This window comes from Salmonella sp. K21076 (assembly GCF_039650795.1).
GTDB lineage: Bacteria > Pseudomonadota > Gammaproteobacteria > Enterobacterales > Enterobacteriaceae > Salmonella > Salmonella enterica.
Map to the genome: position 1 here is coordinate 40,023 of NZ_JBCLYA010000045.1, position 14,583 is coordinate 54,605.

A 14,583-nucleotide genomic window follows, 5' to 3' on the forward strand; every position below is an offset into this window, starting at 1 on the left:
TTCACGAGGGGCTTTTTTGTAGACGGCGCTTATCAGGCCCACGGGGAAGCGCGGTTGTAGCTACCGTCTTGAACGTCAAGCGGTAGGGCGGATAAGGCGTTTACGCCGCCATCCGGCAATAAACTAGCGCTTATGCCGCAAGATTAAAGTGTCGGGAAATCCCGACATGAGTGGGGATAGGTTGTCGCCAAAAAGAGACATTTAACTATTTGATTTTAAATGATTTTATTTTTAGGTGTTGCAGGTGTTGCTGATTGACGACAGAAAGGACAAAAAACAGACAGAGCCATTTTTAGCATGAATAACGATATTTTTCATATCTATCATTGTGTTAACAAAGTCTTTTGAATGTTGGCACAATTACTGCATAATGGTAACCAGTGGCTCATTCACCTTCTTATGTCAGCCCCTTAGGGACGCGCTACATAAACTTCGAATGACGCACAACAAGGTGCCTGCCGTCTAACTTCTGATAATAGCGTAGCTTTATCAACCTCCGGGCGAAACGTCGAGTTAGGCACCGCCTTATTCCATAACAAAGCCGGGTTTAGCCCGGCTTTGTTGTATCTGACGCTCCCCTCGGTTAGCATCTTTTTTATTCTTCTTTTTATGTGAGCGACACGTTGAAGCGCTGGTCTGTTTTCCCCCGTTCTTTACGACAATTGGTCATGCTGGCCTTTTTGCTGATCCTGCTGCCGTTGCTGGTTCTGGCCTGGCAGGCGTGGCAAAGCCTTAACGCGTTAAGCGATCAGGCTGCGGTGACTAACCGCAGCACGCTTATTGACGCCCGGCGCAGCGAGGCGATGACCAACGTCGCGCTGGAGATGGAGCGAAGCTACCGACAGTATTGCGTGCTTGACGATCCGACGCTGGCAAAAGTGTATCAAAGCCAGCGTAAGCGCTATAGCGATATGCTGGATGCCCATGCCGGCGTCTTGCCGGATGATAAGTTGTATCAGGCGTTACGCCAGGATTTAAACGCGCTGGCGCAATTGCAGTGTAAAGATAGCGGCCCGGAAGCGGCAGCGGCCGCGCGTCTGGAGGCCTTTGCCAACGCGAATACGGAAATGGTGCAGGCGACGCGTACTGTGGTTTACTCGCGCGGGCAGCAGTTACAACAAGAAATCGCCGAGCGCGGACAATTTTTCGGCTGGCAGGCGCTGGTGCTATTTCTGGTGAGCCTGGCGATGGTGCTACTTTTTACCCGCATGATTATCGGGCCGGTGAAAGGAATTGAACGGATGATTAATCGCCTGGGCGAAGGCCGTTCTTTGGGGAATACCGTCACCTTTACCGGTCCGCGTGAATTACGATCGGTGGGGCAGCGCATTATCTGGCTGAGTGAGCGTCTGGCGTGGCTGGAATCCCAACGCCATCAGTTTCTACGTCACTTGTCCCATGAGCTGAAAACTCCGCTGGCCAGTATGCGCGAGGGGACAGAGCTGCTGGCCGATCAGGTGGTTGGGCCGCTGACGCCGGAGCAAAAAGAGGTGGTCGATATTCTGGATGACAGCAGTCGTAATTTACAAAAATTGATTGAGCAATTGCTTGATTACAACCGGAAACTGGTAGACAGTGCCACAGAGCTGGAAGCGGTCGATATCGCGCCGCTTGTGGATATGGTGGTTTCCGCCCACAGTTTGCCTGCCCGCGCTAAAATGATGCATACCGATGTCGACCTGGAGGCCGAACGCTGCATAGCAGAGCCCATGTTGCTGATGAGCGTGCTGGATAATCTCTATTCCAACGCTGTGCACTATGGCGCTGAATCCGGTAACATTTGTATCCGTAGTCGCTCTCAGGGCTCCACGGTTTATATCGATGTGGTTAATAGCGGCGAACCGATTCCGCAAACCGAAAGAGAAATGATTTTTGAGCCTTTTTTCCAGGGAAGCCACCAGCGAAAAGGGGCGGTAAAAGGCAGTGGGTTAGGGCTGAGTATCGCCAGAGATTGTATTCGTCGAATGCAGGGAGAGATCCAGCTGGTGGATGACAAAGCGCAGGAAGTTTGTTTTCGCATCTCGCTGCCATTGCCTGCATCTGACAAACACTAATATGAATTTAAGCCTGGTGCGTATGTCACACGTTTTCGTCCAAACTATTAAACGATGCCTTTTGCGATGGGGAATACCGGTGGGCATATCGTGTCTGGCGCTGACCGCATGTGTTCCCCATGCTTCACAGCAACTGCCCGGTAGCGCAGCGCAGGACACGCTCCCCCATTATCAACTGGCGGATTATCTCCCGACGGCGTGCGCGGATATCTGGTCGCTACGCGGGCAGGCGGTGGAGACGAATCCGCTGTACTGGCTACGCACGATTGACTGCGCCGATCGTCTGATGCCGGTTCAGTCGCGCGCAGAGGCGCGCGCGTTGACGGATGATAACTGGCAGAATGCCTTCAGGCGCGGGATTTTACTGGCGGATGCAAAAATTACGCCGCCGGAGCGGCGCGCCATAGTGACCCGTCTGGAGGCGTTAAGCGCGCAAATACCGGCTCAGGTACGGCCCGTCTACCAAATCTGGCATGACGGTCAGGCGCTGCAATTAGCGCTTTCTGCCGAACGTCAGCGTTATAGCAAACTCCAGCAAACGTCAGATAGTGAGCTGGATGCGTTGCGCCAGCAGCAACAGGCCTTGCAAACGCAGCTCGATCTTACTACCCGTAAGCTGGAGAGTTTAACCGACATTGAGCGCCAGCTTTCGACACGAAAACCGGCAGGGAATTACAACGCCGATACGCCGCATACGAATGACAAACCCGCGACGTCTGAAGATGGCGCGGCGCCGTCGCCGTCACAAGATGAGGTAACGCCATGATAAGCCGTAAACCGGCGCACCTGCTGCTGGTCGATGACGATCCCGGATTACTGAAATTGCTCGGTATGCGCCTGACCAGTGAAGGATACAGCGTCGTGACCGCAGAGAGCGGCCAGGAAGGACTACGGGTACTGCATCGGGAAAAAGTGGATCTGGTAATAAGCGACCTGCGCATGGACGAAATGGATGGTATGCAACTGTTCACAGAAATTCAGAAAGTACAGCCGGGAATGCCGGTTATTATTCTGACGGCGCATGGTTCTATTCCGGATGCGGTGGCCGCTACCCAGAAGGGCGTATTCAGCTTTTTGACGAAGCCGATCGACAGAGACGCGTTATATAAAGCGATAGATGAAGCGCTGGAGCAGTCCGCTCCCGCGACGGACGATAGCTGGCGCAACGCTATCGTTACCCGTAGCCCGCTGATGCTGCGACTGCTTGAACAGGCGCGCATGGTCGCGCAGTCGGATGTCAGCGTATTGATTAACGGACAAAGCGGCACCGGGAAAGAGATTTTCGCACAGGCGATTCATAATGCCAGCCCGCGCAATAACAAGCCGTTTGTCGCCATCAACTGCGGCGCGTTACCGGAACAGTTGCTGGAGTCCGAATTATTCGGCCATGCGCGCGGCGCCTTTACCGGCGCAGTGAGCAATCGTGAAGGGTTGTTCCAGGCGGCGGAAGGCGGCACGCTGTTTCTGGATGAAATTGGCGATATGCCCGCGCCGTTACAGGTGAAGCTGCTGCGGGTGTTACAGGAGCGCAAAGTCAGGCCGCTGGGCAGCAATCGCGATATTGATATCGACGTGCGAATTATTTCCGCGACGCACCGCGATCTGCCGAAGGCGATGGCGCGGGGCGAATTTCGTGAAGATTTGTACTACCGGCTGAATGTCGTGAGCCTGAAAATTCCGGCGCTGGCGGAGCGTACCGAGGATATTCCGCTGCTGGCTAATCATCTGCTCAGACAGTCGGCACAGCGGCATAAACCGTTTGTTCGCGCCTTTTCTACTGATGCAATGAAACGGCTGATGACGGCAAGCTGGCCGGGCAACGTGCGCCAACTGGTCAACGTCATTGAACAATGTGTGGCGTTAACCTCTTCGCCGGTGATCAGCGATGCATTGGTCGAGCAGGCGCTGGAAGGCGAAAACACCGCGCTGCCAACTTTTGCCGAAGCGCGAAACCAATTTGAACTGAACTATCTGCGCAAGTTACTGCAAATTACCAAAGGTAACGTGACGCACGCGGCAAGGATGGCGGGGCGCAACCGCACGGAATTCTATAAGCTACTCTCCCGTCACGAACTGGATGCGAATGATTTCAAAGAGTAGTTTTCATGCCGTAAAGTAGCGCGAAATATGTTACGTTTAACCGATCAAAACACAGGCGACCTTTTCAAGGAATAGCATGAAAAAGATTGATGCGATTATTAAACCCTTCAAGCTGGACGATGTCCGTGAAGCGCTGGCCGAGGTAGGTATTACCGGTATGACGGTCACTGAAGTCAAAGGCTTTGGCCGTCAAAAAGGCCACACCGAGCTGTATCGCGGCGCGGAATATATGGTGGATTTTCTGCCGAAGGTAAAAATTGAAATCGTTGTGCCTGACGACATCGTGGATACCTGTGTTGATACCATCATTCGTACCGCGCAGACGGGGAAAATCGGCGACGGTAAGATCTTTGTCTTTGATGTCGCCCGCGTTATTCGTATCCGTACTGGCGAAGAAGACGACGCGGCTATCTGATGTGCCGATTCGCTGCCCGTCTCCTCCTTGTGGGCAGCGAACCACCGTTTAATCGCCCTGCGGTAGCGCCGATGTAGTCCGGGTGCAAATCCATCTCAGGCCGACAATGGCGACGATCAGCGCCACGCAACTTAGTGTCCACTCGCTCATTTGCGAGAAAAAGTGTCCGTAGGCGGCTACCGCCGTATCACTAATTTGCGATTCCGTGGTTTGTTGCGCGACGACGCCAGCCAGCCAGTTAGCGATCGCGCCGGTCGCCAGCATATAAATACCGGTCAGTACGCCCGTGACGCCAGGCAGATTGAGGCGGGTAATTTGCGCCATCGCGACCGGATCAATAAACAGCTCCGCAAAGCCCATCAGCGCCAGCCCTGCGATCATCATTCCCATTGATGCCTGCCCATCTAACCGGGCCTGATGCGCGTTTAGCGCCAGCAGCATAAAACCGCCGCCCATTAATATCAGCCCCACGGCAAATTTAAGCCAGACGCGCAGCACCGAGCGGGCGCTCTCTTTCGGGCTGCTCAGCCACGCCAGCACCACGCCCGCCGCCATCACCGCAATCGCATTGACCGACTGGAACAATGCGGTGGGGACGGTCATATTCAGCCAGTGGCGGTTGACAAAACGGTCGATGAATAAACTGATCGAACTTCCGCCCTGCTGCGCCAGAACCCAAAAGAGAGTGCCGGTGATCATTAACAGAACGATTTGCCACAAGGCGCGACGGTGTTCGGGAAATTTAACCATAATACGGGCGATAAGTTGCGCCGCGAAGACGCAGACAATGGCCAGCACATAGCCAGACCAGTTATTTTCCAGCAGGAGGGTGAAGAATACCGGCGCGATACACAGCATTAATACCAGCCAACCCCAGGTTGGAAGGGCGAATTTAACCGCCCGCAGCGCGGGGCGATTAACACCGCGCGTCTGCTGAAAGTGGCGATGACCGCTTAAAAAGATGAGCAGGCCGATGAACATTCCGACGCCCGCCAGCGCAAAGCCGACATGCCAGCCATACCACTGCGCCGCCAGACCACAGGCGATCGGCGCGGCTATCGATCCAATATTCCCGGCGGCGTAGAGCAGCGAGAATCCCCCGTCGCGGCGGTTGTCATCAGGGGCGTAAAGTTCGCCCAGCAGACAGCTAATATTGGATTTAAACAAGCCGTAGCCGCAGATAATAATGGCCAGCGCCGCATATAAACTCAGCGTTGAATCAGATTCTAAGCCCAATACCACATGACCCAGCGTCATCAATAAGGCGCCGGTGATAACCGCCACGCGGTTGCCAAGCAGGCGGTCGGCAAGCCAGCCGCCAAGAATAGGGGTAACGTAAACTAAAGAGGCGTAGGCGCTGAAGAGGTTGATCGCGTGGCTGTCATTAAAACCAAGCTGGTGGGTAAGATAAAGGATGAGTAAGGCACGCATGCCGTAAAAGCTGAAGTATTCCCAAATTTGAATCGCCACGATGTAAAAAATCGCGCGCGGTTGTGAGGGTGTTTTCATAAAGTCTCCTTGCTGCGTGAAAAAAGGGAAGTGGCAAGCCACTTCCCTTTGGTACTTATTTCGTATTTTCTTTCAGCACCTTAACGGTGTAACGTCCGTCAGCCTGACGATAGGCGCCGTGGATATCGGTTTCGAAGCCCGGATAGTGAGCGCCGATTTCGCACAGCATTTGCAGGAATTCCAGTACCGGACGGCTTTCCTCGGTGATCATTTCACCAGGCATCACCAGCGGCACTCCCGGAGGGTAAGGAAGGATCATGTTGGCGTTGACGCGTCCAACCATCTCTTCAAGATACACCTCTTCCGTTTCGCCATGCAGCTCTTTCTGGAACGCAGTATACGGCGTCATCACCATTTTCGGCAGCACTTCAAACGCACGGTACATTAAGTCCGGCAGATTATGATGTTCGACCAGTTTATGAATATTCTGCGCCAGTTCCTGGATGCGCATATTTTCATAAAACTCAGGCGCTTCGCGATACAGTGCCGGCAGAATGTTTTTGACGCGCAGGTTCAGGTCAAAGGCGCGTTTAAATTCAGTGAGCGCGCGCAGCAGGCTCAGAGCTTTGGTTTTGTCGATACCAATGCTGAACAGGAACAGCAGGTTGTATGGACCGGTTTTTTCTACGATGATGCCGCGTTCATCGAGATATTTGGCGACCAGACTTGCCGGAATACCGAATTCATCCATCGTACCGTCTTTCTTCATCCCCGGCGTCAGGATAGTGACTTTGATCGGGTCGAGGTACATGTGTTCGTTATCGATATTTTTGAAGCCATGCCATGCGCTATCTGAACGCAGCGGCCAGCACTCAGCTCCATCGATATGTTCCGGCTGCCATACGTCAAAGAACCAGCCGTCAGATTCGCTTTTCAGGCGTTTAATTTCTTTACGGAATTTAATCGCACGTTCAATAGAGCCGTTAATCAGGCGTTTACCCGCATTACCTTTCATCATCGCCGCTGCGGTTTCAGTAGACGCTACGATACCGTAGTGCGGAGAAGTGGTGGTATGCATCATGTAGGCTTCGTTAAAGGTTTCTTCGTTAATGTCGCCTTTAACATGAATCATGGATGCCTGTGAAAACGCCGCCAGCAGTTTATGCGTGGACTGGGTTTCATAAATGATTTTGCCTTCTACACGGTCGCCGCTCATACCGCATTTACCCTGATAAATAGGGGAGAAATTGGTGTAAGGCACCCAGGCGGAGTCAAAATGAATGGACTTCACATCCAGAGTTTTCTTGATGTAGTCAGTGTTATACAACAGACCGTCATAGGTTGAGTTAGTAATAACAGCATGGACCGGCCAGGTGGCGTTAGGCGTCTCTTTTACCCGTTTAGCGATAGTGGCGTGCTGGAACTCGCTTTGCGGAATACCGCCAAGAATACCGTAGGCGTTACGGGTTGGGCGGAAATAAATCGGCGTAATGTCGCTCATCATCATCAGATGGGTCAGCGATTTATGGCAGTTACGGTCAATCAGTACCGTGCTGCCTGCCGGCGCGGAGTACATACCGACGATTTTGTTCGCCGTAGAGGTGCCGTTCGTCACCATGTAGCTACGTTCGGCGTTAAAGACGCGGGCGATATACTCTTCCGCTTCTTTATGCGGGCCGGAGTGGTCCAGCAGCGAACCCAGTTCGGAAACGGAAATCGAAATATCGGATTTCATCGTGTTCGGGCCGAAGAAATCATAAAAGATGCTGCCGACGGGGCTTTTCTGGAAAGCAGTACCGCCCATGTGGCCAGGCGTACAGAAAGTGTATTTCCCTTCGCGCACATATTTGAACAGTGCTTTTGTCAGCGGCGGCAGAATATTGTCGATGTATTCATCGGTATTCTGGCGAATTTTCGCCGCGATATCGGCTGCGGCGCCTAAAGCATATTCAAAGAAGCGAACCTGCATTCTCAGATCGTTGAGGCTGACGTCCAGCGTAGAGTAGCTGTTGGCGAAGGCATACAGCGGCATATACTCGTTCAGCTTGCTAATCTCTTCGCAAAGCTCAAGGTTATATTTATCCCAGTCGAAAATGACGCCGCAAAGGCGGGAGTTATTTTCAATCAGCTTCAGCAGGTCTTCTCGGTCGTTTGGATAGACGATACGGAAATTTAAACCTTCCAGTGCACGATGCAGTTCACGAATAGGCTCTTCTTTAAAGTAGACGCCCATGTGGTTCATGATAGCAATAACGTTCATAGTCTTGTTCCTGGTAAAGTGGGCCCCTCCCGCTACGCTATAGCAGGTGACGAAAGGGGCTTTGAGAAAAAGGAGTTAGCGGTTAAAGCGCTTCAGCCGTATTGTTGTCGCTGTCGTTGTTCTGGCGCTGGTGCATTTTGCGACCGTAGAACATCAGGATGATCAGACTGACGATAAAGGTGCCGGAGAGTTCGAAGGAGCTGGCGCCCATCAGTGCGATGAAGCAAAATGCGCAGCCCAGTACAGAACAAATCAGGCTTACCGAGTTACGGATGTTGAACCCTTCGAAACGAATCAGGTCAACACAAGAGTAGAAGTACGGCAGCATGGTAAGCAGTACGGCAATCCCGGTCAGTTCGCCGAACAGGTCGGACGCTTTACCGCCGCTGGAGTTCATGATGGTGATCAGAATCATCAGCGCCGTCATTTTCACCGCAGCCAACAGCAGACCTTTTTTCGGAATACCGTTTTTATCCATTTCACCGTAAATTTTCGGGAAGTTGCCGTCGTTGGCGGCGCGAACCCCAGCCTGGCCGACCAGCATCATCCAGGAGCCCAGAGACGTCAGGCAGGCGAAAGCGGTAAAGGCGGAAACCAGCGGCGCAGCCCAGCCACCCAGAATCGTGGAGGTACTGATAGCGAACGGCGCGCCGGAAGAGGCCATAACGGAAGCTGGGAACATCCCGGCGATAACCTGAGTCGCGGCGATATAGATGATGCCTGCCAGCGCGGTACCCAGCATGGTTGCCAGCGGTACGGTGCGTTTCGGGTTTTTCACCATGCCGGTGCTGACGGCGGCAGACTCAACGCCAACGAACGCCCACAGGCAGAGCAGAATACTTTTAACAATGGCGTGAGAGTCGGTCGTCGTAGACGTGTTCCAGTTCGCGTGATAGGTCGCGATAGCGAACCAATGCCAGCCGGCGACTGCGGTCAAGACTACCGGGATCAGCACCAGAAACAGGCCAATCGTTGTCAAGCGGCTGACCCAGGCCCCGCCCAGCATATTAATAAAGGTGAACAGCCAGACGATAGCAATACAGGCAATACCTGCCGGTATTGGATTATTTAATGCCGGGAAGAACGTAGAAAGATAAGAAACCGCGGTAATACCGATGGCTAAGTTACCAATCCAGTTTGCGTGATAATAAAGAACGCCGGTCTGGAAACCAAACGCCGGAGATATTTCCCCAGCATAAGCGATAGGGCCACCCTGTTGCGGGTTTTTGGTTGCCAGCCTCGCATAAACATAAGCCAGCGACATTGCCCCAATAATAGAAATTACCCAGCCCCAGATGGCAATGCCACCAATACTGGCAAGGTTGGCGGGTAATAATGCAATCCCGCTCCCCATCATATTACCGGCAACGACGCCAGTACAGGCAAATAGCCCGATCTTTTTGACAGAACTCATGTTCATTTCTCCTGAGCTGTATTTTTAAGAACCGGGCTTATGCTTCATATATGCTGCGTGCCCGTTCAACTGTCGACAAGATTAACGAATGGGTTGAGATAAGTCCTAAAGAAAAAGTGAAATAAACACAAACATGAAAAAACTGATAGATTGATTTTTTTGAATTAACATATAAATATCATGAAAGGATAAATATTGTTTAATTACAAAGGGTTACATTTACATTTCTTTGCGATGAATATGTTGCCAAAATTAACATAAGCTATTTTTTGCAACATATTTTTCACAAAATAAAAGCGAAAAATTTAATATCTTTTCGCTTTTATTTGTCATGGTTCAGCGTTAAATTTAATCTTCTGCCAGAAAACTATTCAGATAAGGGACAATTTTCTGAACGGATGTCTGAAATACGCCGTTCTCGATCCAGTACAGCGTATTTTCACCTGGACGTAAATTAAAGGCGGTCAGATAGGCATCAGCGGCCAGACGATTCTCACCTTTCATTTCGTAAACTTTCCCCAACAGGACATAGTTAAACCACGACATTTCAAGCTCGATGCTTTTATTGATTTCCTCATACGCTGCATCGATATCACCTTTGCCCAAAAGATCAACGGTCTTGATTTTATAATAAACAGACGTTTTCTCAACGCCCGGAATTTGATCTATTTTTTTAAACTCTTCGTTCAGCGCAGCCACTTGTTCTTTATCAAACGGCTGTTGTGATTGCCGTAATACATCTACCAGCACTTTATATTCATAGGCATAGTTGAAATCAGGCGTTTCCTTAATAATGCCATTCAGAATATCGCCGGCTTTACTTAGCGCCTGCGCATCGCCGCTCAGAATAAGCTGGCGCGCCTCATAAAAACGCATCAGCGCGGTATTTTGCGGCGTTCTGAACAGGGCCAGTTGTTCTCGCATACGATTAGGCCAGGGCTGTGTTAAAACGAAAGACAGGCTATTAAACAGATCATCCTGGATGGACAACTGGTTAGTATTGGTGACGAAATAACGCTTATCCAGCATGGTTGAACCATCGGCGTTATCAATGAGCACCACAGACATAAAGCACTGCTGCGCCCGATAGTGGCGCTGATTGACAAACTGAATGGTTAACGTCTTACCGGAGTTGCTTGGCTCATTGACCCGGTAATTGGTTTTATCGTGCACCATAAAGGTCGAGTAGGTGTTCAGCAGGTCGGTGATTAAGCCGCCCAGACCGATGGCGTAGGACTCCTGCGAGACCCAGTTATTACAGGAATTGCCGCCTTCAAAACGAACATCTATATCTCGTGGGTTAAGTAATAACCGCGTTTTTGTTACCGCGGCATTATGATCTACCACCGACATCACGATAAACACCACCAGCGTCGCCAGCGAGAGCAGGAACATCACCCACGTCCAGAAAGCGGCGATACGCGGCTTTTTCGCCTTTTTAGTCGGCGTTTGCAAAGAGGCGGGCGGCACAGGCGCAGCGGCAGGAACCCCCTCTGTCGGTTCTGCATTCGTCGCTGCGATCGGCGGCGGCGGCGACGTTGATAAATTATCGATCTCATCGCTATTTTCTTCGCACCAGATAACCGGCGCCGTCAGCTTATAGCCGCGTTTAGGTACGGTAACGATGTATTCAGCATTGCTGTCTCCGCCATCTCTTAATGATTTGCGTAGTTCAGAAATGCTTTGGGTGACAACATGGTTGGTCACGATGGTGCGCATCCAGACATGATCAATAATGTTATCCCGGCTTAACACTTCATCCGGATGATGCGCAAAATACATCAGAAGATCGATCAGCCGTGGTTCAAGAGTAATCTGGCGTCCCTGACGACTGATCTGATTAACAGAAGGTGTAACCAGCCACTCTCCAATGCGTACAACAGGTTGCTGCATAAAAAGATGCCCTAACGAGCTAAGTCAAACGTTAATAATAACACGATTTGCACAGACTTTTTTATTCCCCTTTTTTGTAAAAGAAAGGCATAAAAAGCAGCGCAATAAGCAGGAGAACGGGGAGGAAAACGGGCGTTCGCCTTAACGATAACGCCCGTTTTTTCAGCGGATTTCTTGCAATTACAGCACTTTATGCGGGCCGAAGCATTCGTAATGAATGTTTTCGTTATTCACGCCAAGTGAAACCAGTTGTTTTGCGGCAAACTGCATAAAGCCTACCGGGCCGCAAAGATAGAACTGCATTGCCGGATCGCTGATCGCGGCTTCCAGTTTGCTTAAATCCATCAGCCCTTCGCTGTCAAAGACGCGTTGGGCGCGATCGGCCTCGGTTGGCTCGCGGTACCAGGTATGGGCAGTGAAACGCGGCAGTGTACGGCCCAGCTCGCTCACTTCGTCGGCAAACGCATGGACGTCGCCGTTCTCCGCCGCGTGGAACCAGTTCACCTGCGCGGTATGCTGTTCTTTCGCCAGCGTATCGAGCATCGCCAACATCGGCGTCTGGCCGACGCCAGCGGAAATCAGCGAAACGGGGGTATCAGCGGCGACATTCATAAAGAAGTCACCTGCCGGCGCAGCCAGATGCACCACATCGCCTACGTTGGCGTGATGGTGTAACCAGTTTGATACCTGGCCGCCGTCTTCACGCTTCACGGCAATACGGTACCCTTTGCCATCGGGTTTACGGGTCAGTGAATATTGGCGGATCTCCTGATGCGCAAAACCTTCCGGCTTCAGCCAGACGCCCAGATACTGCCCGGGACGGTATTCCGCCACCGTACCGCCGTCGACCGGTTCAAACTCAAAGCTGGTGATCAGTGCGCTACGCGGGGTTTTCGCAACGATGCGGAAGGGGCGCGTGCCTTCCCAGCCGCCGTCTTTGCTGGCGTTCTCGTGATAAATCTCGGCTTCCCGATGAATAAAGACGTTAGCCAGTACGCCATAGGCTTTACCCCATGCGTCCAGCACTTCCTGGCCCGGGTTGAACATTTCATCCAGCGTCGCCAGCAGATGCGTCCCGACGATGTTGTACTGCTCCGGCTTAATCTGGAAGCTGGTGTGCTTCTGCGCGATTTTTTCTACCGCCGGCAGCAACGCCGGTAAATTTTCGATATTGCTGGCGTAGGCCGCGATAGCATTAAACAGGGCTTCGCGCTGATCACCGTTACGCTGGTTGCTCATATTGAAGATTTCTTTGAGCTCCGGGTTATGCGTAAACATACGGTCGTAGAAGTGGGCGGTCAGTTTCGGTCCTGTTTCAACCAGCAGGGGAATGGTGGCCTTTACTGTAGCGATGGTTTGTGCGTCAAGCATACGTGCTTCCTTTATGTGAAAATCTAATAATGTATATCAAATGCATCTTATAAAAATACCCTTGCATTGTAAATGGATCTTCTCTGCTTTACGTTATGGAGGTAACAACGTGAAAAATCTGCATCACAAAGCTGAAAAGAAATCCGTTGAAATTCGTCAGGCTCTCGTTCAGGAAACCCTTATCTGACGCATAGGTAATCGTTTGCGTAAAAACCTTTGTCAAGACCTGTTATCGAAGAATGATTCGGTTATACTGTTGGCCGAAGTCCCACGGACTGCCTTTTCAGGCACAAATTTTATTGTTAGCTGAGTCAGGAGATGCGGATGTTAAAGCGTGAAATGAACATTGCCGATTATGATGCCGAATTGTGGCAGGCTATGGAGCAGGAAAAAGTACGTCAGGAAGAGCACATCGAACTGATCGCCTCCGAAAACTACACCAGCCCGCGCGTGATGCAGGCGCAGGGGTCTCAGCTGACCAACAAATACGCTGAAGGATATCCGGGCAAGCGCTACTACGGCGGTTGCGAATACGTTGATGTCGTAGAGCAGCTGGCTATCGACCGCGCGAAAGAACTGTTCGGCGCCGACTACGCTAACGTGCAGCCGCACTCCGGTTCTCAGGCTAACTTCGCTGTTTACACCGCGCTGCTGCAGCCGGGCGATACCGTTCTGGGTATGAACCTGGCGCAGGGCGGCCACCTGACTCACGGCTCCCCGGTTAACTTCTCCGGTAAACTGTACAACATCGTACCTTACGGTATCGATGAGTCCGGTAAAATTGACTATGACGAGATGGCGAAGCTGGCCAAAGAGCACAAGCCGAAGATGATTATCGGTGGCTTCTCTGCCTACTCCGGTGTGGTTGACTGGGCAAAAATGCGTGAAATCGCTGACAGCATCGGCGCATACCTGTTTGTCGACATGGCGCACGTGGCGGGCCTGATTGCCGCAGGCGTTTACCCGAACCCGGTTCCGCACGCTCACGTTGTCACCACCACCACCCACAAAACCCTGGCGGGTCCGCGCGGCGGCCTGATCCTGGCGAAAGGCGGCGACGAAGAGCTGTACAAAAAACTGAACTCCGCCGTCTTCCCAAGCGCGCAGGGCGGCCCGCTGATGCACGTGATCGCGGGTAAAGCGGTAGCGCTGAAAGAAGCGATGGAGCCGGAGTTCAAAGTTTACCAGCAGCAGGTGGCGAAAAACGCCAAAGCGATGGTGGAAGTGTTCCTGAACCGCGGCTACAAAGTGGTGTCTGGCGGCACTGAGAACCACCTGTTCCTGCTGGACCTGGTGGATAAAAACCTGACCGGTAAAGAAGCTGACGCCGCGCTGGGCCGTGCTAACATCACCGTGAACAAAAACAGCGTGCCGAACGATCCGAAGAGCCCGTTCGTGACCTCCGGTATCCGTATTGGTTCTCCGGCGGTTACTCGTCGCGGCTTCAAAGAAGCGGAAGTGAAAGAGCTGGCTGGCTGGATGTGTGACGTGCTGGACAACATCAATGATGAAGCCACCATTGAACGCGTGAAAGCGAAAGTGCTGGATATCTGCGCCCGCTTCCCGGTTTACGCGTAAGCGTTTGTGTTGTGTAAATGGCCCGATGGCGCTGCGTCTGTCGGGCATT

Annotated in this window: 10 protein-coding genes; 5 read left to right on the forward strand and 5 right to left on the reverse strand. The window is 52.0% G+C overall.

What is annotated here, in order from left to right; genetic code table 11:
* Positions 1–623 precede the first annotated feature (623 nt).
* The 4 genes from qseE to glnB all read left to right on the forward strand — a co-directional run bounded on the left by qseE (position 624) and on the right by glnB (position 4,569).
* Positions 624–2,054, forward strand: a complete 1,431-nt coding sequence (gene qseE, locus AAYN39_RS13100) for a two component system sensor histidine kinase QseE/GlrK (RefSeq protein ID WP_001676035.1) — start codon at positions 624–626, stop codon at positions 2,052–2,054.
* A 1-nt stretch (position 2,055) separates the two neighbouring features.
* Positions 2,056–2,820, forward strand: a complete 765-nt coding sequence (qseG, locus tag AAYN39_RS13105; RefSeq protein WP_001054239.1) for a two-component system QseEF-associated lipoprotein QseG — start codon at positions 2,056–2,058, stop codon at positions 2,818–2,820.
* Complete coding sequence (gene glrR, locus AAYN39_RS13110) at positions 2,820–4,154, forward strand: two-component system response regulator GlrR (RefSeq protein WP_024131152.1); 1,335 nt, start codon at positions 2,820–2,822, stop codon at positions 4,152–4,154. Before qseG ends, glrR begins: the two co-directional genes overlap by 1 nt.
* A gap of 76 nt (positions 4,155–4,230) precedes the next feature.
* Complete coding sequence (gene glnB / locus AAYN39_RS13115) at positions 4,231–4,569, forward strand: nitrogen regulatory protein P-II (RefSeq protein WP_000717694.1); 339 nt, start codon at positions 4,231–4,233, stop codon at positions 4,567–4,569.
* Positions 4,570–4,617: 48 nt separating this feature from the next.
* Here glnB and dtpD read toward each other — a convergent pair whose 3' ends face one another.
* The 5 genes from dtpD to hmpA all read right to left on the reverse strand — a co-directional run bounded on the left by dtpD (position 4,618) and on the right by hmpA (position 12,956).
* A complete protein-coding gene (gene dtpD, locus AAYN39_RS13120; protein WP_000856790.1) occupies positions 4,618–6,078 on the reverse strand; it encodes a dipeptide permease DtpD in 1,461 nt (486 codons plus the stop codon).
* Between the two features lie 55 nt (positions 6,079–6,133).
* On the reverse strand, positions 6,134–8,278 hold the full coding sequence (cadA, locus tag AAYN39_RS13125; RefSeq protein WP_001100652.1) for a lysine decarboxylase CadA: 2,145 nt from the start codon (positions 8,276–8,278) through the stop codon (positions 6,134–6,136).
* Between the two features lie 82 nt (positions 8,279–8,360).
* Positions 8,361–9,692: a cadaverine/lysine antiporter gene (gene cadB, locus AAYN39_RS13130; protein ID WP_000100004.1), complete on the reverse strand. Its 1,332-nt coding sequence runs from the start codon at positions 9,690–9,692 to the stop codon at positions 8,361–8,363.
* A 348-nt stretch (positions 9,693–10,040) separates the two neighbouring features.
* Entirely contained in the window at positions 10,041–11,585 is a 1,545-nt protein-coding gene (gene cadC, locus AAYN39_RS13135) for a lysine decarboxylation/transport transcriptional activator CadC (protein WP_001187128.1), read from the reverse strand.
* Between the two features lie 180 nt (positions 11,586–11,765).
* Positions 11,766–12,956, reverse strand: coding sequence for an NO-inducible flavohemoprotein (gene hmpA, locus AAYN39_RS13140; protein ID WP_000883143.1), 1,191 nt, complete (start codon positions 12,954–12,956; stop codon positions 11,766–11,768).
* A 324-nt stretch (positions 12,957–13,280) separates the two neighbouring features.
* On the opposite strand from hmpA, the gene glyA reads away from it, so the two are divergent.
* The gene (glyA, locus tag AAYN39_RS13145) at positions 13,281–14,534 is read left to right on the forward strand and encodes a serine hydroxymethyltransferase (protein WP_000919178.1); all 1,254 of its coding nucleotides are present in this window, start codon (positions 13,281–13,283) and stop codon (positions 14,532–14,534) included.
* Positions 14,535–14,583: the final 49 nt, after the last annotated feature.

Excerpts from the sequence above, each read along its gene's own strand:
- qseG (WP_001054239.1), top strand. The coding sequence starts at position 2,056 with ATGAATTTAAGCCTGGTGCGTATGTCACACGTTTTCGTCCAAACTATT.
- glnB (WP_000717694.1), top strand. The coding sequence starts at position 4,231 with ATGAAAAAGATTGATGCGATTATTAAACCCTTCAAGCTGGACGATGTC.
- dtpD (WP_000856790.1), bottom strand. The coding sequence starts at position 6,078 with ATGAAAACACCCTCACAACCGCGCGCGATTTTTTACATCGTGGCGATT.
- cadA (WP_001100652.1), bottom strand. The coding sequence starts at position 8,278 with ATGAACGTTATTGCTATCATGAACCACATGGGCGTCTACTTTAAAGAA.
- cadB (WP_000100004.1), bottom strand. The coding sequence starts at position 9,692 with ATGAGTTCTGTCAAAAAGATCGGGCTATTTGCCTGTACTGGCGTCGTT.
- cadC (WP_001187128.1), bottom strand. The coding sequence starts at position 11,585 with ATGCAGCAACCTGTTGTACGCATTGGAGAGTGGCTGGTTACACCTTCT.
- hmpA (WP_000883143.1), bottom strand. The coding sequence starts at position 12,956 with ATGCTTGACGCACAAACCATCGCTACAGTAAAGGCCACCATTCCCCTG.
- glyA (WP_000919178.1), top strand. The coding sequence starts at position 13,281 with ATGTTAAAGCGTGAAATGAACATTGCCGATTATGATGCCGAATTGTGG.